The organism is Kosakonia oryzendophytica (genome assembly GCF_027886705.1).
GTDB lineage: Bacteria > Pseudomonadota > Gammaproteobacteria > Enterobacterales > Enterobacteriaceae > Kosakonia > Kosakonia oryzendophytica.
This window is the reverse complement of the sequence record NZ_CP115659.1, coordinates 4,351,980-4,374,251: the sequence shown is the minus strand read 5'-3', so window position 1 is coordinate 4,374,251 and position 22,272 is coordinate 4,351,980. Positions and strand designations below refer to the sequence as shown.

19 protein-coding genes, 1 pseudogene and 1 other annotated feature are annotated in these 22,272 nt (G+C 52.9%); of the genes and pseudogenes, 16 read left to right on the top strand and 4 right to left on the bottom strand.

All coding sequences use genetic code 11. The features are described from left to right. Positions 1 to 4 precede the first annotated feature (4 nt). From creB to creD, 3 genes are read left to right on the top strand one after another with little or no spacing between them, the layout of a single operon-like run. Positions 5 to 700: a two-component system response regulator CreB gene (creB, locus tag O9K67_RS21045; RefSeq protein WP_061497848.1), complete on the top strand. Its 696-nt coding sequence runs from the start codon at positions 5 to 7 to the stop codon at positions 698 to 700. Then, positions 700 to 2,124 (top strand): two-component system sensor histidine kinase CreC, encoded by a 1,425-nt coding sequence (gene creC / locus O9K67_RS21040; protein WP_061497846.1) that lies wholly within the window; start codon positions 700 to 702, stop codon positions 2,122 to 2,124. Before creB ends, creC begins: the two co-directional genes overlap by 1 nt. Before the next feature lie 57 nt (positions 2,125 to 2,181). Continuing rightward, positions 2,182 to 3,561, top strand: coding sequence for a cell envelope integrity protein CreD (gene creD / locus O9K67_RS21035; protein WP_061497841.1), 1,380 nt, complete (start codon positions 2,182 to 2,184; stop codon positions 3,559 to 3,561). 40 nt (positions 3,562 to 3,601) lie between these two features. Here creD and arcA read toward each other — a convergent pair whose 3' ends face one another. Further along, complete coding sequence (gene arcA / locus O9K67_RS21030) at positions 3,602 to 4,318, bottom strand: two-component system response regulator ArcA (RefSeq protein WP_061497839.1); 717 nt, start codon at positions 4,316 to 4,318, stop codon at positions 3,602 to 3,604. Between the two features lie 94 nt (positions 4,319 to 4,412). On the opposite strand from arcA, the pseudogene yjjY reads away from it, so the two are divergent. From yjjY to O9K67_RS20995, 7 genes and pseudogenes are all read left to right on the top strand, one after another. Further along, positions 4,413 to 4,552, top strand: a pseudogene (gene yjjY, locus O9K67_RS21025) (YjjY family protein). Between the two features lie 401 nt (positions 4,553 to 4,953). Beyond that, entirely contained in the window at positions 4,954 to 5,640 is a 687-nt protein-coding gene (locus O9K67_RS21020; protein WP_061497837.1) for a tRNA/rRNA methyltransferase, read from the top strand. A gap of 210 nt (positions 5,641 to 5,850) precedes the next feature. Continuing rightward, the gene (thrL, locus tag O9K67_RS21015) at positions 5,851 to 5,919 is read left to right on the top strand and encodes a thr operon leader peptide (protein ID WP_134319007.1); all 69 of its coding nucleotides are present in this window, start codon (positions 5,851 to 5,853) and stop codon (positions 5,917 to 5,919) included. Further along, positions 5,858 to 5,975 (top strand) — a sequence feature (Thr leader region). (Overlaps the previous gene by 62 nt.) 24 nt (positions 5,976 to 5,999) lie before the next feature. After that, entirely contained in the window at positions 6,000 to 8,462 is a 2,463-nt protein-coding gene (gene thrA, locus O9K67_RS21010) for a bifunctional aspartate kinase/homoserine dehydrogenase I (protein ID WP_061497835.1), read from the top strand. A gap of 1 nt (position 8,463) precedes the next feature. Next, entirely contained in the window at positions 8,464 to 9,393 is a 930-nt protein-coding gene (thrB, locus tag O9K67_RS21005; protein ID WP_061497833.1) for a homoserine kinase, read from the top strand. A 3-nt stretch (positions 9,394 to 9,396) separates the two neighbouring features. Beyond that, entirely contained in the window at positions 9,397 to 10,683 is a 1,287-nt protein-coding gene (thrC, locus tag O9K67_RS21000) for a threonine synthase (protein WP_061497831.1), read from the top strand. A 194-nt stretch (positions 10,684 to 10,877) separates the two neighbouring features. Further along, on the top strand, positions 10,878 to 11,174 hold the full coding sequence (locus O9K67_RS20995) for a DUF2502 domain-containing protein (RefSeq protein WP_061497829.1): 297 nt from the start codon (positions 10,878 to 10,880) through the stop codon (positions 11,172 to 11,174). 37 nt (positions 11,175 to 11,211) lie between these two features. On the opposite strand, the gene yaaA is transcribed toward O9K67_RS20995, so the two are convergent. After that, complete coding sequence (gene yaaA, locus O9K67_RS20990) at positions 11,212 to 11,985, bottom strand: peroxide stress protein YaaA (protein ID WP_061497828.1); 774 nt, start codon at positions 11,983 to 11,985, stop codon at positions 11,212 to 11,214. 80 nt (positions 11,986 to 12,065) lie between these two features. Continuing rightward, positions 12,066 to 13,496 (bottom strand): alanine/glycine:cation symporter family protein, encoded by a 1,431-nt coding sequence (locus O9K67_RS20985; RefSeq protein WP_061497826.1) that lies wholly within the window; start codon positions 13,494 to 13,496, stop codon positions 12,066 to 12,068. A gap of 284 nt (positions 13,497 to 13,780) precedes the next feature. Here O9K67_RS20985 and tal point away from each other — a divergent pair, with 284 nt between their 5' ends. The 3 genes from tal (at position 13,781) to O9K67_RS20970 (ending at position 16,866) form a co-directional block, all read left to right on the top strand. Further along, complete coding sequence (gene tal, locus O9K67_RS20980) at positions 13,781 to 14,734, top strand: transaldolase (RefSeq protein ID WP_061497824.1); 954 nt, start codon at positions 13,781 to 13,783, stop codon at positions 14,732 to 14,734. A 110-nt stretch (positions 14,735 to 14,844) separates the two neighbouring features. Further along, a complete protein-coding gene (mog, locus tag O9K67_RS20975) occupies positions 14,845 to 15,432 on the top strand; it encodes a molybdopterin adenylyltransferase (RefSeq protein ID WP_061497822.1) in 588 nt (195 codons plus the stop codon). 126 nt (positions 15,433 to 15,558) lie between these two features. After that, positions 15,559 to 16,866 (top strand): MFS transporter, encoded by a 1,308-nt coding sequence (locus O9K67_RS20970; protein WP_061497820.1) that lies wholly within the window; start codon positions 15,559 to 15,561, stop codon positions 16,864 to 16,866. Between the two features lie 49 nt (positions 16,867 to 16,915). Here O9K67_RS20970 and satP read toward each other — a convergent pair whose 3' ends face one another. Beyond that, a complete protein-coding gene (satP, locus tag O9K67_RS20965) occupies positions 16,916 to 17,482 on the bottom strand; it encodes an acetate uptake transporter (RefSeq protein ID WP_061497818.1) in 567 nt (188 codons plus the stop codon). A gap of 297 nt (positions 17,483 to 17,779) precedes the next feature. Between satP and dnaK the strand changes: the two genes are divergently transcribed. The 3 genes from dnaK to nhaA all read left to right on the top strand — a co-directional run bounded on the left by dnaK (position 17,780) and on the right by nhaA (position 22,249). Beyond that, on the top strand, positions 17,780 to 19,693 hold the full coding sequence (gene dnaK, locus O9K67_RS20960) for a molecular chaperone DnaK (RefSeq protein WP_061497816.1): 1,914 nt from the start codon (positions 17,780 to 17,782) through the stop codon (positions 19,691 to 19,693). 85 nt (positions 19,694 to 19,778) lie between these two features. Continuing rightward, entirely contained in the window at positions 19,779 to 20,921 is a 1,143-nt protein-coding gene (gene dnaJ, locus O9K67_RS20955) for a molecular chaperone DnaJ (RefSeq protein ID WP_061497814.1), read from the top strand. A gap of 164 nt (positions 20,922 to 21,085) precedes the next feature. Further along, positions 21,086 to 22,249 carry a Na+/H+ antiporter NhaA gene (gene nhaA, locus O9K67_RS20950; RefSeq protein WP_061497812.1) on the top strand — a complete coding sequence of 388 codons (1,164 nt, stop codon included), beginning with the start codon at positions 21,086 to 21,088 and terminating at the stop codon, positions 22,247 to 22,249. Positions 22,250 to 22,272: the final 23 nt, after the last annotated feature.

Here is a 22,272-nt window from a genome sequence, read left to right as displayed (position 1 = left end):
CAGAATGCCTGGAGTGCAACCGCTGATCTGGCTGGTAGAAGATGAAATCAGCATCGCTGAAACGCTCATTTACATGTTGCAACAAGATGGGTTTAGCGTCACCGCCTTTGAGCGTGGACTGCCGGTTCTTGATGCCGCAGCACAGCGGTTACCGGATCTGGTTATTCTGGATGTTGGCCTGCCGGATATCAGCGGTTTCGAATTGTGTCGGCGGCTTCTGGCGCATGCGCCAGCGCTACCGGTGTTGTTCCTGACGGCTCGCAGTGATGAGGTGGATAAACTGCTGGGGCTGGAGATGGGCGCGGATGATTACATCGCGAAACCCTTTTCTCCACGGGAGGTCTGCGCCAGGGTGCGTACCGTACTGCGCAGGCTGCAAAAGTCGACGCTGCACAGCGATATGTTGCGGGTAGGGCAGTTTGAACTTGATGAAGCCGCCGCGCTGATTCGCTGGTGTGGTGAACCTTTGCTGCTGACGCGCTATGAATTTCTGTTGTTAAAAACGTTGCTCCTGGCGCCCGGGCGCGTTTTCTCCCGCCAGCAGTTAATGGATCAGGTATGGAGCGACGCGCAGGAGAGTTTTGATCGCACCGTCGATACCCATATCAAGACGCTGCGCGCCAAATTACGTGCTATCAATCCGGAAAGTAATCCGATCAATACGCATCGTGGTATGGGCTATAGCCTGGGGATCCGCTGATGCGTATAGGCATGCGTTTGCTGCTGGGCTACTTTCTTATCGTTGCGGTGGCGGCGTGGTTCGTGTTGTCGATTTTTGTTCAGGAGATCAAACCCGGTGTGCGCCGTGCAACGGAAGGTACGCTCATTGATACCGCGACGTTGCTGGCGGAACTTGCCCGTGAGGATCTGCGTACCGGCCATGCACAAGATGGCAGACTGGCGCAGGCGTTCTCAACCCTCAATCATCATCCGATCAATGCCCATATCAGCGGTATCCATAAAGTCCGCAATGAGTACCACGTTTATATGACCGATGCTGCGGGGCGTGTGGTGTTTGATTCGGCCGGGAAAGCATTAGGCGAGGATTATTCCCGCTGGAATGATGTCTGGCTTACGCTGCGTGGGCAATATGGTGCGCGCAGTTCGCAGGCTGTCGCTGGCGAGCCGCAAAGTGCGGTGATGTATGTTGCCGCACCGGTGAGCGATGGGGGGCGGATTATCGGTGTTGTTAGTGTCGGCAAGCCTAACAGTGCAATGGATCCGGTGATCAAACGCAGCGAGCGACGGATCTTATGGGCCGGTGGCGCGTTGTTGGGGATTGCATTGCTGATTGGCGCGGTGATGGTGTGGTGGATCAATCGTTCCATTGGCAAACTGGCGCGTTATGCTGATTCTGTAACGGAGGATCGTCCGGTTCCACTGCCGGAGTTGGGCAGCAGTGAGCTACGCAAGCTGGCGCAGGCGCTGGAAAGCATGCGTGTGAAGCTGGAAGGTAAAAATTACATTGAACACTATATTTATGCACTGACGCACGAGCTTAAAAGCCCGTTGGCGGCCATTCGTGGCGCGGCGGAGATTCTGCGTGAGGGGCCGCCGCCCGATGTCGCGTTGCGTTTTACCGACAATATCCTGCGGCAAAACGCACGTATGCAGCACCTGGTGGAAAAACTGCTGCATCAGGCCAAGCTGGAAAATCGCCTGGAAATTGCGTTTATGCCTGTTGATGTGGACACGTTATTTCGCCAGTTACAGGAGCAGCGCAGTGTCGCGCTTGCTGCGAAAGGATTGACGCTTCACTGCGAGCCGGGAAATGTCCAGGTGGCGGGAGATAGCGAATTACTGGCACAGGCGCTGGGTAATCTGCTGGATAACGCTATTGACTTCACGCCAGCCGGCGGTGTGGTGACGCTTCGTGCCAGCGATGAGGGTGCGGCGCGGGTGCTCTCAGTCAGTGACAGTGGTTCAGGTATTCCGGAGTATGCGCTGACGCGCGTGTTTGAGCGTTTTTACTCATTGCCACGGGAAAATGGGCAGAAAAGCAGCGGCCTCGGGCTGGCATTTGTTCGGGAAGTCACCCGTTTGCATCACGGTGAGATTATTGTGTCGAATCGTGCACAAGGCGGTTGCGAAGCCCGGCTGACACTTCACCCTCACTTCACATAACTTCAAATCCTTCACACATAGCCTCGCTACTCTGCGTACATCACAAAGGAGAAGGCTATGTTGAAATCCCCCCTGTTCTGGAAAATGTTAACCCTCGCGGGTTGCTTCTGTGTTCTGCTGATTCCGCTGACAATGCTCAGCAGTCTGATCGGTGAGCGCGCGAACTACCGTAATGACGTGACAGATACGCTGCGCCAAAGCAGTGCCGGCGCGCAGAAATTGATTGGCCCCTTGATTGCTGTTCCGGTAACGGAAACTGTAATTTCAATGGAAAGCGCTGGCGATAAAGATGCGCCAAAAGAGGTGCGTCGTAAGCACAGTTATATACGCATGTGGTTGCCGGAGTCGCTGATGGTCAACGGCACGCAGCAGGTCGAAACGCGCAAAATTGGTATCTACGACGGGCAAATCTGGCATAACGAGATAGATATCAAAGCAGAGTTTGACCCAAAGCGGTTGGATATAAAGCCCGGCGAGAACATCACCCTGGGTGAGCCGTTTATGGTATTAGCCGTTAGCGATGCCCGGGGAATTGGTCAGATACATACCACCCGCCTGAACGGCGAGGCGCTGAGCGTGGAACCCGGAACCGGGTTGATGAGTGAGTTGCAAGGGATCCATATGCCGCTTGCGGTGGAAAGCGTGAATAAACCCCTGCAACTGTCAATGTCCCTTAATCTGAGCGGCACTGGCGCGTTCTCGGTAGTGCCATTGGGCCGTAACAGTGAAATGACGCTGAATAGCGACTGGCCGCATCCGGGGTTTATGGGCGATTTCCTGCCTGAAAAACGGGAAGTGAGCGCCAGTGGTTTTCAGGCACACTGGCAAAGTAGCTGGTTTGCCAACAATCTGGACAGTAAAGTGCGCGATAACATCAGGCTTGCCGCCAGCAACGACTGGGTTCTGCCTGCATTTAGCGTCAATATCGCCACACCAGCGGATCAGTACCAATTAACTGACAGGGCTGTGAAGTATGCCGTGTTATTGATTGTACTGACATTTCTTGCGTTCTTTGTTTTTGAAAGCTTAACCGCGCGGCAGATGCACCCCATGCAGTACATGCTGGTTGGGCTGTCGCTGGTGATGTTCTATCTGGTGCTGCTGGCCTTGTCTGAACATACCGGATTTACGCTCGCCTGGATCATTGCCAGCCTTCTTGGCGCATTGCTGAATGGGATCTATCTGCAGGGTGTGATGCGAAGCTGGCGCGCCAGTTTACTGTTTACCGCTGCGCTGCTATTGCTGGATGGTGTGATGTGGGGGTTACTGAATTCAGAGGATAACGCGCTACTGCTTGGCACAGGCGTCTTGTTTGTGGCGCTAAGCACGGTAATGTTCCTGACGCGTAAACTCGACTGGTACAGGTTGTCGGCGGGCAGAAAAAAGACGAATGAGCCTGTCGCGGATGCTGAAGACGCATTACGTATCTGGAAATAAAAAAAGCGGCGCTGAGCGCCGCTTTTTCGTCTTTATTCACTTATTCCTGCAAATCGCCGCAGAAACGGTAACCTTCGCCATGGATGGTGGCGATGATTTCCGGCGTATCCGGGGTCGATTCAAAATGTTTGCGAATGCGACGAATGGTCACATCCACAGTACGGTCGTGCGGTTTCAGCTCGCGACCGGTCATTTTTTTCAGCAGTTCTGCGCGGGACTGAATTTTGCCAGGATTTTCGCAGAAGTGCAGCATCGCGCGGAATTCGCTGCGCGGCAGCTTATACTGCTCACCGTTCGGGCTGACCAGCGAACGGCTGTTGATATCCAGTTCCCAGCCATTGAATTTGTAGCTATCGACGCTGCGGCGTTCTTCGCTAACCGTGCCCAGGTTCATGGTACGGGACAGCAGATTGCGCGCACGGATAGTCAGTTCGCGTGGGTTGAACGGTTTGGTGATGTAGTCGTCTGCACCAATTTCGAGGCCCAGAATTTTATCGACTTCGTTATCACGCCCTGTCAGGAACATCAGCGCCACATCCGCTTGTTCGCGTAATTCACGCGCCAGCAGCAGGCCGTTTTTGCCTGGCAGGTTGATATCCATAATCACCAGATTGATATCATTGTCCGAAAGGATCTGATGCATTTCAGCGCCATCAGTCGCTTCAAAGACATCGTAGCCTTCTGCTTCGAAAATGCTTTTTAACGTGTTGCGTGTTACCAACTCGTCTTCAACAATAAGAATGTGCGGGGTCTGCATGTTTGCTACCTAAATTGCCAACTAAATCGAAACAGGAAGTACAAAAGTCCCTGACCAGCCTAGTGCATGTAGAAAATTAACATGACGGCGTAACATGACTAAAGTACGTATTGCGTTCTTGATGCACTTTCCATCAACGTCAACAACATCATTAGCTTGGTCGTGGGTACTATCCCTCTGAACCCGACAGTGTCAAAAACGGCTGTCATCCTAACCATTTTAACAGCAACATAACAGGCTAAGACGTAAATGACACCCAATAAAACTACGCTTCGTTGACATATATCAAGTTCAATTGTAGCACGTTAACAGTTTAGCGAAATCATGATAGCTAATTGCTAGCGTTTATTACAATTCTACAATAAACCAACTAGTTGCGAATATTAATTGATAAACACGACGAATCCAACACTATGGCAAGAACCTGTATTAAAATGCCATGAATAAACATAGGGATAAGTCCCTTCTGTTAACATCTTAGCAGGTAATATCACGCGTACACAGTTTAGCTTTTTTTAACCGTTATCAGGGGCTAAATCAGTGATTCCTGTTACAAAATTGTAAATTCGTGACGCGTAATATGCTGACATTGGTCATATATTGACGCGTGACTTCAGTAAAACAGAGAAGGTCAAATGAAGCTGGCAGTTGTGCTTGTTTCCCCTGCCCGAGCCGAAAATGTCGGTGCGGCAGCCCGGGCGATGAAAACCATGGGGTTTAGCGACTTACGTATTGTCGACAGCGATGCGCACAGACAGGAGGGCGCGCGCCGTGTTGCGCACGGCTCTGGCGATATCCTTGATAATGCTAGAACTTATTCGACACTGGCCGACGCGCTGGCCGATGTTTCGTTTACGATTGCGACCACTGCGCGCAGCAGAGCAAAGTTCCATTACTACGCGACGCCTGTGGAACTGGTTCCGCTTTTAGAAGAAAAAAGCACATGGCTTAGCACCGCGGCGCTGGTTTTCGGGCGGGAAGATTCGGGGCTGACAAATGAAGAGCTGGCATTGGCGGATATTTTAACCGGTGTGCCCATGGTGGCGGATTATCCTTCCCTTAATCTGGGGCAGGCGGTGATGGTTTACTGCTATCAATTAGCGTCGTTAATGCAACATGCTCCTGAAGGAGCAGCCCAGGTTGATGGTAATCAACTGCGGGCGCTGCGATTACGGGTACATGCTTTGCTGGAAAAATTAGCGGTTGCGGACGATATCAAAATGGCCGACTGGCTGGATCAACGTCTGGGGCTGCTGGCACAACGCGACACTGCCATGTTGCATCGATTGCTCCATGATATTGAAAAAAAATTGACCGAGTAAGCTGCTGTGATAAGTTTATTTTATAGTTAAAGTCACTGCGAGAGAAGGCCGTCCTGGTCTGAACAGGTTGTTTGGTAATCAAGTTTTAGCGTAGTTGCAACTGTTTAAAAAACAACCAAAATGAAAAATAAATTGACTTAAGCAGGCAGATACTTTAACCAATAGAGGATACAGCACAGACAGATAACAATGACAGAGCACACAACATCCATGACACGCATCAGCACGATTATCACCATTACAACCATCACCATTACCACAGGTAACGGTGCGGGCTGACGCGTACAGGAAACACAGAAAAAAGCCCGCACCTGAACAGTGCGGGCTTTTTTTTCGACCAAAGATCAAGGGGTAAAACCATGCGAGTCTTGAAGTTCGGCGGTACATCAGTGGCAAATGCGGAACGGTTTCTGCGTGTTGCCGACATCCTGGAAAGCAATGCCAGGCAGGGGCAGGTAGCAACCGTACTCTCTGCCCCGGCGAAAATCACTAATCACCTGGTTGCGATGATCGAAAAAACGATCGGTGGCCAGGATGCATTACCGAATATCAGCGACGCTGAACGTATTTTTGCTGAACTTCTGCAAGGACTGGCGGATGCGCAACCAGGTTTCCCCCTCGCACAGTTAAAAGCCTTTGTTGAACAAGAGTTCGCGCAGATCAAACACGTTCTGCACGGTATTAGCTTGTTGGGGCAGTGCCCGGACAGCATTAACGCCGCGCTTATCTGCCGCGGTGAGAAATTATCCATAGCCATCATGGCGGGTTTGCTCGAAGCGCGCGGACATAAAGTGAGTGTGATCGATCCGGTTGAGAAGTTACTCGCCGTTGGTCACTACCTCGAATCGACCGTTGATATTGCCGAATCCACTCGGCGTATCGCCGCCAGCCGTATCCCGCAGGATCATATGGTGTTGATGGCGGGGTTTACCGCCGGCAACGAGAAAGGTGAACTGGTCGTGTTGGGCCGTAATGGTTCTGATTACTCTGCAGCAGTGTTAGCGGCCTGCCTGCGTGCTGATTGTTGCGAGATCTGGACGGATGTTGATGGGGTTTATACCTGCGATCCGCGACAGGTGCCGGACGCCAGGTTACTGAAGTCGATGTCGTATCAGGAGGCCATGGAGCTCTCTTATTTCGGCGCTAAAGTTCTTCACCCCCGCACTATCACCCCTATCGCCCAGTTCCAAATCCCTTGCCTGATTAAAAACACCGGAAACCCGCAAGCGCCTGGCACGCTGATCGGCGCGACGTCGGATGAAGACGGTCTGCCGGTAAAAGGGATCTCCAACCTGAATAATATGGCGATGTTCAGCGTTTCCGGTCCGGGCATGAAAGGTATGGTCGGCATGGCAGCGCGCGTATTTGCAGCGATGTCGCGCTCCGGTATTTCGGTCGTGCTGATCACGCAGTCCTCTTCTGAGTACAGCATCAGTTTCTGCGTACCGCAATCGGATTGCGTTCGCGCTCAGCGCGCCATGAACGAGGAGTTTTACCTGGAGTTAAAAGAAGGCCTGCTGGAACCGCTGGCAGTGATGGAGCGTCTGGCGATCATCTCTGTTGTCGGCGACGGTATGCGTACATTGCGCGGGATCTCTGCCAAATTCTTCGCGGCGCTGGCTCGCGCCAATATCAATATTGTCGCGATTGCACAGGGCTCTTCCGAGCGTTCAATTTCTGTTGTCGTCAGCAATGATGATGCCACTACTGGCGTGCGTGTGACGCATCAAATGTTGTTTAACACCGATCAAGTGATTGAAGTGTTTGTTATCGGCGTCGGGGGCGTGGGCGGTGCGCTGTTGGAACAGATCAAACGCCAGCAGACCTGGCTGAAGAACAAGCATATCGACTTACGCGTTTGCGGCGTGGCGAACTCCAGGGCGTTGCTGACTAACGTACACGGTCTGGATCTGGATAATTGGCGTGAAGAGTTGGCTGCCGCGAAAGAGCCTTTCAATCTGGGGCGCTTGATCCGCCTTGTGAAAGAGTATCACCTGCTTAACCCGGTGATTGTGGATTGTACTTCGCACCAGGCCGTGGCCGATCAATATGCCGACTTCCTGCGTGAAGGTTTCCACGTGGTTACGCCGAACAAAAAAGCCAACACCTCGTCAATGGATTACTATCATCAGCTGCGTCGCGCAGCGGAGAAATCCCGTCGTAAATTCCTGTATGACACCAACGTTGGTGCGGGTCTGCCGGTGATTGAAAACCTGCAAAATCTGCTCAATGCTGGCGACGAATTACAGCATTTCTCCGGCATTCTCTCCGGTTCCCTGTCGTTTATCTTCGGCAAGCTGGATGAGGGAATGAGCCTGTCGGCAGCGACCAACATGGCACGCGAGATGGGCTATACCGAACCGGATCCGCGAGACGATCTTTCCGGCCAGGACGTGGCGCGTAAGCTCTTGATTCTGGCTCGCGAAACGGGCCGTGAGCTGGAACTGGCGGATATTGTGATTGAACCGGTATTACCTGCCACTTTTGATGATTCCGGTGATGTTGAGAGTTTTATGGGGCGTTTGCCGCAGCTTGATGATGCGTTTGCAGCGCGTGTAGCAAAAGCCCGTGATGCAGGCAAAGTTCTGCGTTATGTTGGCAATATTGAGGAAGACGGTACCTGCCGGGTGAAGATTGCCGAAGTTGATGGTAACGATCCGCTGTTCAAAGTGAAAAATGGCGAGAATGCGCTGGCATTCTACAGCCATTACTATCAACCGCTTCCGCTGGTATTACGCGGTTACGGTGCGGGTAATGATGTGACGGCGGCGGGTGTGTTCGCCGACCTGCTCCGCACCCTGTCATGGAAGTTAGGAGTCTGAGATGGTAAAGGTTTATGCTCCGGCCTCCAGTGCCAATATGAGCGTGGGTTTTGATGTACTTGGTGCTGCCGTAACGCCCGTTGATGGCACCTTGTTGGGCGACACCGTTTCGGTGGAAGCGGCGGATCATTTTAGTCTGCAAAATCTCGGTCGTTTTGCCAGCAAATTGCCGAGTGAGCCCCGGGAAAATATCGTCTATCAATGCTGGGAGCTGTTCTGCCGGGAGATTGGTAAGTCGGTTCCGGTGGCGATGACGCTGGAAAAGAATATGCCGATTGGCTCCGGTCTGGGCTCCAGCGCGTGTTCGGTCGTTGCCGCATTGGTGGCAATGAACGAGTTTTGCGGGAAACCGCTGGGTGATACCCGGATGCTGGCGCTGATGGGCGAACTGGAAGGGCGCATTTCCGGCAGTGTGCATTATGATAATGTCGCGCCCTGTTTCCTCGGCGGTATGCAACTGATGATCGAGGAAAGCGGCATTATCAGCCAGCAAGTGCCAGGCTTTGATGAGTGGTTATGGGTGCTTGCCTATCCGGGCATTAAAGTCTCGACAGCGGAAGCCCGGGCAATTTTGCCGGCACAGTATCGCCGTCAGGACTGTATTGCTCATGGTCGTCATCTGGCAGGCTTTATTCACGCTTGCTACAGCCGTCAGCCAGGTCTGGCGGCAAAATTAATGAAAGACGTGATTGCCGAACCATACCGCATGAAATTGCTGCCGGGGTTTGACCAGGCACGGCAGGCCGTGGCGGATATCGGCGCTGTGGCGTGCGGGATCTCCGGTTCCGGCCCAACGTTATTTGCACTGTGTGACAAACCGGACACGGCCCAACGCGTGGCTGACTGGCTGGGTAAACACTATCTGCAAAATCAGGAAGGCTTCGTTCATATTTGCCGGCTGGATACGGCGGGCGCACGAGTAGTGGGATAACCAATGAAACTCTACAATTTAAAAGATCACAACGAGCAGGTCAGCTTTGCGCAGGCCGTCACCCAAGGGCTTGGCAAAAATCAGGGGCTGTTTTTCCCTCACGATTTACCGGAATTCAACCTGACGGAAATTGACGAGATGCTGAATCAGGATTTTGTCACCCGTAGCGCGAAAATCCTCGCTGCCTATATCGGTGATGAAATCCCTCAGGATGCGCTGGAAGCACGTGTTCGTGCGGCTTTTGCCTTCCCGGCGCCGGTGCGTTCGGTTGAAAGCGATGTGGGCTGCCTGGAACTCTTCCACGGGCCGACTCTGGCGTTCAAAGACTTTGGTGGGCGTTTTATGGCGCAGATGCTGAGCGCCATCAGCGGCGATAAACCAGTCACTATTTTGACCGCAACGTCAGGGGATACCGGAGCGGCAGTGGCGCATGCATTCTATGGCATGAAAAACGTCCGCGTTGTTATCCTCTATCCACAGGGCAAAATCAGCCCATTGCAGGAAAAACTATTCTGCACGCTGGGTGGTAATATCGAAACGGTCGCTGTTGATGCGGACTTCGATGCCTGCCAGGCTCTGGTAAAACAGGCTTTTGACGATGAAGAGTTGAAAGCGGCGCTGGGGCTGAACTCAGCGAACTCGATCAACATTAGCCGTCTGCTGGCGCAGATTTGTTACTACTTTGAAGCGGTTGCACAACTGCCTCAGGAAGCGCGCAACCAACTGGTTGTCTCTGTCCCCTGCGGTAACTTCGGTGATTTGACCGCCGGCCTGCTGGCAAAATCCCTCGGCCTGCCGATCAAACGCTTTATTGCAGCGACCAATAGCAACGACACGGTTCCACGCTTCCTGAAAGAGGGTGAGTGGAAGCCAAAAGCGACCCAGGCCACGTTGTCTAACGCTATGGACGTCAGCCAACCCAATAACTGGCCGCGCGTCGAAGAGTTGTTCCGCCGTAAAATCTGGCGTCTCAATGAGTTGGGCTATGCCGCAGTGGATGATGAAACCACCAAAGCCACGATGCGTGAGCTGCAGGGCAAAGGCTATATTTCCGAGCCGCATGCGGCCATCGCCTATCGTGCGCTGCGCGATCAATTGAATCCGGGAGAATACGGTCTGTTCCTTGGGACTGCGCACCCGGCGAAGTTTAAAGAGAGCGTAGAGGAGATCCTGGGGGAACCGTTAGCGCTGCCAAAAGAACTGGCGGATCGCGCGGACCTGCCGCTGCTGTCCCATCAGTTGCCTGCGGATTTTGCGGCATTACGTCAGTTAATGATGCGTAACGCGTAATTTCTCTGTTTCCCCCCTGTACTGGCGGGGGAAATGGGGAGAAATTATGTAGAGATCTGGCAGGGAAAAAGCAGAAATTCCCAATAAATGCGCAGGGTTAGAGAATAGGATTGCGCCAATAACAACGCAGGCAGGCGTTACGTAATCTCCTCACATCGGCCCACTACGGGCTGGATGATGCAAAGGAGTAACCTATGTTGAAACCTGTAATGTTAGCGCTTTCCATGATGTTGGTGGCTCCCCTTGCGGTTCAGGCCGCAGAAATCACGCTTGTGCCGGCAGTGAAACTGCAAATTGGCGACCGTGACAATAGCGGTCACTACTGGGATGGTGACCACTGGCGCGATCACAGTTGGTGGAAAAAACACTACGAATGGCGTGAAAACCGCTGGCAACCGCACGGCCACTTTGACGATCGTCGTGATGATCCCCGCGATCATCACGATGACCACCGTGGCGACCCGGAGCAGGAGTGGCAGCGCCACCCGTAACCTTTATCACCCTCTCCCGACCGGGAGAGGGTAACTTTTACTGTTCGTGGCGCTTAAACACCATTTCGCCTGTTACCGAAGCCTCTTCATCAAAGAAATAACCTTCGCTGTTGAATCCGGTTAACTGCTCAGGCTTCGTTAAACGATGCTCAATGATGTAACGGCTCATCAGGCCGCGCGCTTTCTTGGCATAGAAACTGATCACCTTAAATTTACCGTTCTTCTCATCAAGGAATACGGGCTTAATCAGCTGCGCATTCAGTTTTTGCGTTTTAACGGAACGGAAGTACTCATCAGAAGCCAGGTTCACCACCACGTTGTCGCCTTGCGCAGCAACCGCTTCATTGAGTTTGTTAGTGATCACATCGCCCCAGAATGAGTACAGATCTTTGCCTTTGGCGTTCTCGAGACGGATGCCCATTTCCAGGCGATAAGGTTGCATGAGATCCAACGGACGTAGCACGCCATATAAGCCAGACAGCATCCGCAGATGCTGCTGCGCGAAGTCGAAATCCGCGTCGCTGAATGTTTCAGCCTGAAGCCCGGTGTAGACATCGCCTTTAAAAGCCAGGATCGCCTGGCGGGCGTTATCCGGTGTGAAGTCTGGCTGCCAGTCATGAAAGCGGGTGGCGTTCAGGTCGGCCAGTTTATCACTGATGCCCATCAACGTTTTGATTTGCGGCGCAGAGAGTTTGCGCGCGATCTTAATCAGTTGCTGCGAATAATCCAGCAGCTCCGGCTGCGTATAACGCGTAGTCGCCAGCGGGCTTTGGTAGTCGAGTGTTTTAGCAGGTGAAATTAAAATCAGCATACTCAGTCCTTGCTGTGCGAGAAATTTCCGCTGACTTTAGCAAAAAAAAGAACAAACTTGATCGATAGTTGCGATTAGCGCTACGAACGGGGAATGTCATCCCAGGCGCCTGGCGCCAGTTGCCGGTTAATATCCGGGTAGCGCTTGGGATCAAACACTGGCATGACGCCCAGCTTGCGCTGGCGCATATAATCGCGAGCCAGCAGCCTCACCACCGGGGACAGGAGCAGAATCGCAGTCAGATTGATCATCGCCATCAGCGCCATCACCACATCTGCAACGTGCCAGATCAGCGGCACGTTGATCACCGCGCCCAGCAACACCATCACCATGACACAGGTACGTAGCAGCAGGATATTTCGTCGGCTGTTGCGCCGCAGGAAGACAAGGTTATTTTCCGCGTAGATGTAATTGGCGACGATGGAAGTCAGAGCAAACAGAATCACGATAAGCGCCACAAAACCCGCGCCCCAGCCACCGGTGAGCGATACCATGGCCTGTTGCATTAACTGAATGCCGCCGTACGTGTCAGTGGCCGGGGTGACGCCTGCCAGTAATAGCACCAGTGCGCTGGCGGTGCACACCAGGAAGGTATCCGTTAATACGCCAATCATCTGTACTATGCCTTGCGCAGCGGGGTGCGGCGGCCATGATGCCGCGGCTGCGGCGGCATTGGGTGATGACCCCATGCCCGCCTCATTGGCAAACATACTGCGCTGAAAACCACTGGTGACGGCCTGGCTCAAGGTGTAAGCCATTGTGCCTGTTGCGGCCTCCTGCCAGCCAAAAGCGCTTTTAATGATGGTGATAAAGACCCCTGGCAGCAGATTCGCGTGCCAGAGGCTGATGCCAAAGCCCATGATAATCCACGTAAACGCCATTATCGGCACCATCCATTGCGTTAACCGGGCTACGCCTCTCAGACCTTTAACGATAAACAGGAAAGAGAATGCGGCCAGCAATGGACCGGTAATAAATCCCGGCACCTGCCAGGCATAGTGTATGGCGCGTGCGACAGCGCTGGATTGAATGGTATTAAATACCAGCCCATAGGTAAGCAGCAGAAAAACAGAGAACAGCACGCCCATCCAGCGCATGCCCAGCCCTCGTTCCATGTACCACGCCGGTCCCCCGCGTAGCTGGTGGCTGGCATCTCGCTCCTTGTAGAGCTGCGCCAGCGAGCACTCAGCAAAACTGGTTGCCATGCCGATGATGGCGGAAACCCACATCCAAAAAATAGCACCAGGGCCGCCTGTGGTAAGGGCAAACGCGACGCCCGCAAGGTTACCGCTGCCCAACCGCGTCGCCAGACTGAGGCATAATGCCTGATACGAAGAGAGCGTGCCGGGTTGCAATAAGCGACTGCTTTTCAGACTTAGCCCAAAGTCCGTGATAAAGCGAAAGGGAACAAACCGGGTGCGAAGCAAAAACCAGATACCCGCTGCCGCCAGCAGGTAAACCATTAAGGAGCCCCAGAGTATTTCGCTGATAAATGAGAAAAATTCTGGCATTAACGTCCCTCTTGTTGATGCCGGTAATCTGGTCCTGCAGCCTGTTGCAGGCGATGAATCCACTGAGTTTACCATACAATATTCACAGCATTGTCTGCGGTTGCGCTCACAGTGCGTCGTGATATCATCGGGGCAGACCGGTTACATCCCCCTAACTAGTATACTCGTCATACTTCTCGTTCAGGTGCGCTGGCTGCGTTTGTGATTCCGGGTTTCCGGATGACGAATGCGCTGTTGGTCTTAACGTGATTTATTCAGGGTATCGTTTAAAGAGAAACATTATCATGACGGATAAATTGACCTCCCTGCGTCAGTACACAACAGTCGTGGCTGATACCGGAGACATCGCGGCAATGAAGCTTTACCAGCCGCAGGATGCAACAACCAACCCTTCTCTGATCCTTGGCGCTGCTCAAATCCCGGAATACCGCAAGCTGATTGATGATGCGGTGGCGTGGGCGCGTAGCCAGAGCAGCGATCGTGCGCAGCAGGTGGTTGACGCGACGGATAAGCTGGCGGTGAACATTGGTCTGGAAATCCTGAAACTGATCCCTGGTCGTATTTCTACTGAAGTTGACGCCCGTCTCTCCTATGACACCGAAGCCTCTATCGCGAAAGCGAAACGTCTGATCAAAATGTACAACGATGCTGGCATCAGCAACGATCGTATTCTGATCAAACTGGCCTCCACTTGGCAGGGTATTCGCGCGGCTGAGCAACTGGAAAAAGAAGGCATCAACTGTAACCTGACGCTGCTGTTCTCTTTCGCCCAGGCGCGTGCCTGTGCTGAAGCGGGCGTTTTCCTGATTTCTCCGTTTGTTGGCCGTATTCTTGACTGGTACAAAGCCAATACCGATAAGAAAGAGTATGCGCCGGCCGAAGATCCGGGCGTGGTTTCCGTAACCGAAATTTATCAGTACTACAAACAACACGGCTATGAAACCGTGGTGATGGGCGCAAGCTTCCGTAATACTGGCGAAATCATTGAACTGGCGGGCTGTGACCGCCTGACTATTGCTCCGGCATTGCTGAAAGAGCTGTCTGAAAGCGCGGGCAGCCTTGAACGTAAACTGGCGTACACCGGCGACGTGAAAGCACGTCCGGAGCGTATCACCGAAGCGGAATTCCTGTGGCAGCATAACCAGGATCCGATGGCGGTAGACAAACTGGCGGACGGTATCCGCAAGTTTGCCGTTGACCAGGAAAAACTGGAAAAAATGGTTGGCGACCTGCTGTAATCCTCATGCGTGGCCGGGTTCCGGTCACGCTTACTTTTCTCCGCTCTGTTTGACTCTCCCCTCAGCGTGTATCATTTCCGTATATCTCGGTTTTTTTGAACGGAATGAATATGGACACACTACGCATTGGTTTGGTTTCTGTTTCCGATCGCGCCTCCAGCGGCGTTTATCAGGACAAAGGCATCCCCGCTCTGGAAGAATGGCTGGCGAGCGCGTTAACCACGCCTTTTCACATTGAAACCCGCCTGATCCCCGATGAGCAGAGCATCATTGAACAAACCCTGTGTGAACTGGTTGATGAAATGAGCTGCCATCTGGTGCTGACCACGGGCGGAACCGGGCCCGCGCGTCGTGATGTAACGCCGGATGCGACGCTGGCAGTCGCCGATCGCGAAATGCCGGGGTTCGGTGAACAGATGCGGCAGATCAGCCTTCATTTTGTGCCAACCGCGATTCTTTCCCGCCAGGTGGGGGTTATTCGTAAACAGGCGCTGATTCTCAATTTACCCGGCCAGCCGAAGTCCATCAAAGAGACGCTGGAAGGCGTCAAAGCAGAAAACGGCGAAGTGAAGGTGCCTGGTATTTTTGCGAGTGTACCGTATTGTGTACAGCTGCTTGACGGGCCTTATGTGGAGACCAATGCGCAAGTTGTAGCATCTTTCCGTCCCAAAAGCGCAAGGCGCGAAACATTATCCTAAAGAATGGGATTGTATGACATAAGTGATGCCAGTGCTGGAGTGTTGATTTATTTACGATATAGTAATTTTTAATTTACATCGTGCGTAATAATTAAATCAGCACTTCCTCTTTACAAATGGTTGATTATGTCAAATTACACTCGCCCACTGAACCGACAGGACTATAAAACTCTGACCCTTGCCGCACTTGGTGGCGCGCTGGAGTTTTACGACTTCATTATCTTCGTCTTCTTCGCCGCGGTTGTTGGCGAGCTCTTCTTTCCTGCTGATATACCGGAATGGCTGCGCCAGGTACAAACCTTCGGTATTTTTGCCGCAGGTTACCTGGCGCGTCCGCTCGGCGGTATTGTGATGGCGCACTTTGGCGATTTAGTCGGGCGTAAAAAGATGTTTACCCTGAGTATCCTGCTGATGGCGCTGCCGACGCTGGCGATTGGTTTACTGCCAACCTATGCCTCTATGGGGATCCTCGCGCCATTATTACTGCTGCTGATGCGCGTTTTGCAGGGCGCGGCTATTGGCGGTGAAGTGCCGGGGGCGTGGGTGTTCGTTGCTGAACACGTTCCGGCGCGGCGCATTGGCATTGCCTGTGGGACGCTGACTGCTGGGTTGACGGTGGGGATCCTGCTGGGTTCGGTCGTGGCGACGCTGGTGAATACCAGCATGACGCAGCAAGGGATCCACGATGGCGGATGGCGTATTCCGTTCCTGCTCGGCGGGGCGTTTGGTCTGGTAGCGATGTACCTGCGCCGCTGGTTGCAGGAAACACCGATTTTCCTCGAGATGCAACAACGCAAAGCGTTAGCGCAGGAGCTCCCGGTGAAATCTGTTGTGCTGAAGCATAAGAAAGCGGTGGTGGTCAGCATGCTACTGACCTGGCTGCTATCCGCCGGGATTGTGGTTGTGATCCTGATGTCGCCGGTGTGGCTGCAAAAACAGTACGGGCTTGCTCCGGCACTGACTTTACAAGCGAACAGCGTCGCTACCGTTATGCTGTGTTTCGGTTGCCTTGCCGCCGGACTGCTGGTGGATCGTGTTGGCGCCAGCCGCACCTTTATTGTCGGGAGCATTCTGCTCGCCTGCTCCAGCTGGTTTTTCTACCATCTGGTTGGCCCCCATCCTGAATACCTGTTTTTGCTTTATGGGTTGGTCGGGCTGTGTGTCGGCGTGGTGGGCGCGGTGCCTTTTGTGATGGTACGTGCATTCCCTGCGGAGGTCCGTTTCACGGGCATTTCCTTCTCTTACAATGTTTCCTACGCCATTTTTGGCGGGCTGACGCCGATTGCGGTAACCATGTTGATGGGCGTCTCGCCAATGGCTCCCGCCTGGTATGTGTTGGCGCTATCGCTAATGGGGCTGGCACTGGGGATCTGGTTGCGCCAGGATCTCTACTATGAAGATCGTATTGCAGGGCCTACAGTACAGCAGTCATAAAAAACGGAGCCGCAGGGCTCCGTTCTTATTCATACGATTGCATGACAAATCAGTGTTTTTCACCAATCGGCAATACGGTACGGTCAAACTGTTCGTTGAGCACTTCGCCCATTGCCAGATAAATGGCGCTGGCGCCACATACCAGACCGATCCAGCCAGCGACGTGGACGATGTTTTCGTTATCAGCCAGGTGACCCACAGCCAGCAGAGCAAACAGTACGGTCAGGCTCAGGAACACGAACTGCAGCATGCGCGCGCCTTTCAGGGTGCCAAAGAACATAAACAGCGTGAACACACCCCAAATGCCCAGATAAACGCCCAGGAAGTGGCCGTTCGCCGCATCCGCCAGCCCCATTTTCGGCAGCAGCAGGATAGCAACCAGCGTCAGCCAGAAAGAGCCGTAAGAGGTGAATGCGGTTAAACCAAAGGTGTTGCCTTTTTTGAATTCAAGAAGGCCAGCGAAAATTTGTGCAATACCACCATAGAAAATGCCCATAGCCAGGATAATGCCATCCAGCGGGAACATGCCAATATTGTGCAGGTTAAGCAGAATAGTGGTCATGCCGAAGCCCATTAAGCCCAGCGGAGCCGGATTAGCCAACTTAGTGTTGCCCATAATTCCTCAAAATAAATCAATTTGAATGGTGAAATGAAAAGTCCCCGCATCACTATTGAGGAAGCGAGGCGCGGCATCATAATTAGCGCCAATAAGCCTGTCTATGATCTGAACAGGTGGAAATTAAAAAATTTTTTATCCCTCCCCCTTGATGCGTGACGTTACGACCCCATCTTGTAGTCAACCGCAGTATGTGGGCCTGAAAAAAAACGATACTGGGCAGTTGAAACCGCACGTTTCGCCCTTATTACAGGTTCACAACCACATGTTGACCGAATTTTTAGTGGAGACGTTTAGATGGGTAAAATTATTGGTATCGACCTGGGTACTACCAACTCTTGTGTAGCGATTATGGATGGCACTCAGGCACGTGTGCTGGAGAACGCAGAGGGCGACCGCACCACACCTTCTATCATTGCCTACACACAGGATGGCGAAACTCTGGTGGGTCAGCCGGCTAAACGTCAGGCAGTGACGAACCCGCAAAACACCCTGTTTGCGATCAAACGCCTGATTGGCCGTCGCTTCCAGGACGAAGAAGTTCAGCGTGATGAATCCATCATGCCGTACAAAATCATTGCTGCCGACAACGGCGACGCATGGCTTGACGTAAAAGGCACCAAAATGGCGCCGCCGCAGATTTCTGCGGAAGTCCTGAAAAAAATGAAGAAAACCGCGGAAGATTACCTGGGTGAGCCGGTAACTGAAGCTGTTATCACCGTTCCGGCTTACTTTAACGATGCGCAGCGTCAGGCGACCAAAGACGCCGGCCGTATCGCAGGCCTGGAAGTCAAACGTATCATTAACGAACCGACCGCGGCGGCACTGGCTTACGGTCTGGATAAAGAAACCGGTAACCGTACCATTGCGGTATACGACCTGGGTGGCGGTACGTTCGATATCTCTATCATCGAAATCGATGATGTTGACGGTGAAAAAACCTTCGAAGTTCTGGCAACCAACGGTGATACCCACCTGGGTGGTGAAGACTTCGACAGCCGTCTGATTAACTACCTGGTGGAAGAGTTTAAGAAAGATCAGGGTATCGATCTGCGTAACGATCCACTGGCGATGCAGCGTCTGAAAGAAGCTGCAGAAAAAGCGAAAATCGAGCTCTCTTCTGCACAGCAGACCGATGTGAACCTGCCGTATATCACTGCAGATGCAACCGGTCCGAAACACATGAACATCAAAGTGACTCGTGCGAAACTGGAAAGCCTGGTGGAAGACTTGGTAAACCGTTCCATCGAGCCGCTGAAAGTTGCACTGCAGGATGCTGGTCTGTCTGTTTCCGACATTCACGACGTGATTCTGGTCGGTGGTCAGACACGTATGCCGATGGTGCAGAAAAAAGTTGCCGAATTCTTCGGTAAAGAGCCGCGTAAAGACGTGAACCCGGACGAAGCTGTTGCTATCGGTGCTGCGGTTCAGGGCGGTGTTTTGACGGGTGAAGTGAAAGACGTTCTGCTGCTGGACGTTACCCCGCTGTCGCTGGGTATCGAAACCATGGGCGGCGTAATGACTGCGCTGATCAACAAAAACACCACCATCCCGACCAAGCACAGCCAGGTGTTCTCTACTGCGGAAGACAACCAGTCTGCGGTAACCATCCATGTGCTGCAGGGTGAGCGTAAACGTGCGTCTGATAACAAATCGCTGGGTCAGTTCAACCTCGATGGCATCAACCCTGCTCCGCGCGGTATGCCGCAGATTGAAGTCACCTTCGATATCGATGCCGATGGTATTCTGCATGTCTCTGCAAAAGATAAGAACACCAACCGCGAACAGAAAATCACCATCAAAGCCTCTTCTGGTCTGAATGAAGAAGAGATCGCGAAAATGGTGCGTGAGGCAGAAGCGAACGCTGAGTCCGATCGTAAGTTCGAGGAACTGGTGCAAACCCGTAACCAGGGTGACCATCTGCTGCACAGCACGCGTAAGCAGGTTGAAGAAGCGGGCGACAAACTGCCGGCAGAAGACAAGACTGCTATCGAGTCTGCACTGAGCGCGCTGGAAACGGCACTGAAAGGCGAAGACAAAGCTGATATCGAAGCGAAAATGCAGGCGCTGGCGCAGGTTTCCCAGAAATTACTGGAAATCGCACAGCAGCAGCACGCACAGCAGCAAGCAGGTGCTGATGCTTCCGCGAACAACGCGAAAGATGACGATGTTGTTGACGCCGAGTTCGAAGAAGTAAAAGACAAAAAATAATCGCCCTTATGCAGGGTAGATAACCAGCACGGGCGTCGGAGTTCTCTCCACGCCCGTGCTCGTATGTTAAGGGGCAGATAAACCGATGGCGAAGCAAGATTATTACGAGATTTTAGGCGTTCCGAAAACAGCGGAAGAGCGTGAAATCAAAAAGGCGTACAAACGCCTGGCCATGAAATATCACCCGGACCGCAATCAGGGCGATAAAGAGGCCGAAGCCAAATTTAAAGAGATCAAAGAAGCCTACGAAATCCTGACCGATGCCCAAAAACGTGCGGCTTACGATCAGTATGGCCATGCGGCATTTGAGCAGGGCGGTGGCGGCGGTGGATTCGGCGGCGGCGGTTTTGGCGGCGGCGCGGATTTCAGCGATATATTCGGCGATGTGTTTGGCGATATCTTCGGCGGTGGCCGTGGTCGCCAGCGCGCGGCACGGGGTGCTGACCTGCGCTATAACATGGACTTAACGCTGGAAGAAGCGGTCCGTGGCGTCACAAAAGAGATCCGCATTCCGACTCTGGAAGAGTGCGATGTTTGTCATGGTAGCGGCGCGAAAGCAGGCACACAGCCGCAGACCTGTCCGACCTGTCATGGTTCCGGCCAGGTGCAGATGCGTCAGGGCTTCTTTGCTGTACAGCAAACCTGTCCGCATTGCCAGGGGCGCGGTACGCTGATCAAAGATCCATGCAACAAGTGCCATGGTCATGGTCGTGTAGAAAAATCCAAAACCCTGTCCGTTAAAATCCCGGCAGGTGTCGATACCGGCGATCGTATTCGTTTGAGCGGTGAAGGCGAAGCGGGTGAACACGGTGCGCCAGCAGGCGATTTGTACGTTCAGGTACAGGTGAAACAGCACCCGATTTTCGAACGTGAAGGTAACAACCTGTACTGCGAAGTGCCGATCAATTTTGCTATGGCGGCGCTGGGCGGTGAGATTGAAGTACCGACACTGGACGGTCGCGTGAAGCTGAAAGTGCCAAGCGAAACCCAAACGGGCAAACTGTTCCGTATGCGTGCCAAAGGTGTGAAATCTGTACGCGGCGGCGCACAGGGCGATTTACTGTGTCGGGTCGTCGTAGAAACGCCAGTCGGTCTGAATGAGAAACAGAAACAACTGTTGAAAGATCTGCAAGATAGCTTTGGTGGTCCGACGGGCGAACATAACAGCCCGCGTTCTAAAAGCTTCTTCGACGGTGTGAAAAAATTCTTTGATGATTTGACGCGTTAAGCGAGATCACCAGATATTTATCAGGCCCGGCTTTTGCCGGGTTTTTTTTACGCTTTCTCATTGCTCGGAAAAAAGGAGTCTATAAGCAATAATAATCTGTTTTTAGCGAAGAGTTGACGAGCGTAAGATAGCTGCCACGACGTTACAGGGATCGGGAGAATAAGATGAAGTTATTACAACGTTTTTTTAACAGTGACGCCTCCGGCGGCATTGTCCTTATCATTGCGGCTGCGCTGGCGATGTTATGCGCCAACCTCGGCGTTACGCAGGATTTATACAACTCTTTTCTACAAATGCCTGTCGAGCTGAAAGTCGGATCGCTGGAAATCAAAAAAGACATGTTGCTGTGGATCAACGACGCGTTGATGGCAGTCTTTTTCCTGATGGTCGGACTGGAAGTGAAATATGAGCTGGTTGAAGGCACGCTTGCCAGCCGTCAGCAGGCGGTTTTCCCCGTCATCGCTGCACTCGGCGGCATGGTTGCACCGGCGCTGATCTTTTTGTTGTTTAATTTTCACAATCCGCTGGCGAGCCACGGCTGGGCAATTCCTACAGCCACAGACATTGCATTTGCCCTCGGTGTGCTTGCCCTGTTGGGGAACCGGGTTCCGCCCGTGCTGAAAGTGTTTCTGATGGCGCTGGCCATCATCGATGATCTCGGAGCGATTATCATCATTGCGCTGTTCTATACCAGCGATCTCTCCACCATGGCGCTGGGTGTGGCTGCTGCTGCTATCGTCGTGTTGGCCATTATGAATGCCCTGAATGTCCGTCGTATTGGCCTCTACATGCTGGTCGGTGTTGTACTTTGGACGGCAGTATTGAAATCCGGCGTGCATGCAACTCTCGCAGGTGTTGTCGTTGGCTTTTTTGTTCCGCTGCGTGAAGAGAAAGGTGTTTCACCCTTACATCAACTGGTGGATGCCATTAATCCGTGGGTGGCATGGCTCATTCTGCCGTTGTTTGCTTTCGCCAATGCGGGCGTTTCCATGGACGGCATGTCGCTCTCCGGGCTGGCTGATGTGCTGCCCTTGGGAATTATTGCGGGTCTGGTTATCGGTAAGCCACTCGGTATCTCTATTTTCTGCTGGCTGGCGCTACGTGCAAAACTGGCGAAACTGCCGCAAGGCGCGGTATTCAGTCAAATTATGGCTGTGGGCGTGCTGTGCGGTATTGGTTTTACCATGTCTATCTTTATCTCTTCACTGGCCTTCGGCGATGCACATGCGGAGATGATTGCCTGGAGTAAACTGGGCATTCTCACCGGTTCTGTCATCTCGGCAATACTCGGTTATTGCCTGTTGCGTACGCGCATTGCCCGCCCTTAATGCTTGGCGTCGGCAGGGAGTGA

Excerpts from the sequence above, each read along its gene's own strand:
- creB (WP_061497848.1), top strand. The coding sequence starts at position 5 with ATGCCTGGAGTGCAACCGCTGATCTGGCTGGTAGAAGATGAAATCAGC.
- creC (WP_061497846.1), top strand. The coding sequence starts at position 700 with ATGCGTATAGGCATGCGTTTGCTGCTGGGCTACTTTCTTATCGTTGCG.
- creD (WP_061497841.1), top strand. The coding sequence starts at position 2,182 with ATGTTGAAATCCCCCCTGTTCTGGAAAATGTTAACCCTCGCGGGTTGC.
- arcA (WP_061497839.1), bottom strand. The coding sequence starts at position 4,318 with ATGCAGACCCCGCACATTCTTATTGTTGAAGACGAGTTGGTAACACGC.
- O9K67_RS21020 (WP_061497837.1), top strand. The coding sequence starts at position 4,954 with ATGAAGCTGGCAGTTGTGCTTGTTTCCCCTGCCCGAGCCGAAAATGTC.
- thrA (WP_061497835.1), top strand. The coding sequence starts at position 6,000 with ATGCGAGTCTTGAAGTTCGGCGGTACATCAGTGGCAAATGCGGAACGG.
- thrB (WP_061497833.1), top strand. The coding sequence starts at position 8,464 with ATGGTAAAGGTTTATGCTCCGGCCTCCAGTGCCAATATGAGCGTGGGT.
- thrC (WP_061497831.1), top strand. The coding sequence starts at position 9,397 with ATGAAACTCTACAATTTAAAAGATCACAACGAGCAGGTCAGCTTTGCG.
- O9K67_RS20995 (WP_061497829.1), top strand. The coding sequence starts at position 10,878 with ATGTTGAAACCTGTAATGTTAGCGCTTTCCATGATGTTGGTGGCTCCC.
- yaaA (WP_061497828.1), bottom strand. The coding sequence starts at position 11,985 with ATGCTGATTTTAATTTCACCTGCTAAAACACTCGACTACCAAAGCCCG.
- O9K67_RS20985 (WP_061497826.1), bottom strand. The coding sequence starts at position 13,496 with ATGCCAGAATTTTTCTCATTTATCAGCGAAATACTCTGGGGCTCCTTA.
- tal (WP_061497824.1), top strand. The coding sequence starts at position 13,781 with ATGACGGATAAATTGACCTCCCTGCGTCAGTACACAACAGTCGTGGCT.
- mog (WP_061497822.1), top strand. The coding sequence starts at position 14,845 with ATGGACACACTACGCATTGGTTTGGTTTCTGTTTCCGATCGCGCCTCC.
- O9K67_RS20970 (WP_061497820.1), top strand. The coding sequence starts at position 15,559 with ATGTCAAATTACACTCGCCCACTGAACCGACAGGACTATAAAACTCTG.
- satP (WP_061497818.1), bottom strand. The coding sequence starts at position 17,482 with ATGGGCAACACTAAGTTGGCTAATCCGGCTCCGCTGGGCTTAATGGGC.
- dnaK (WP_061497816.1), top strand. The coding sequence starts at position 17,780 with ATGGGTAAAATTATTGGTATCGACCTGGGTACTACCAACTCTTGTGTA.
- dnaJ (WP_061497814.1), top strand. The coding sequence starts at position 19,779 with ATGGCGAAGCAAGATTATTACGAGATTTTAGGCGTTCCGAAAACAGCG.
- nhaA (WP_061497812.1), top strand. The coding sequence starts at position 21,086 with ATGAAGTTATTACAACGTTTTTTTAACAGTGACGCCTCCGGCGGCATT.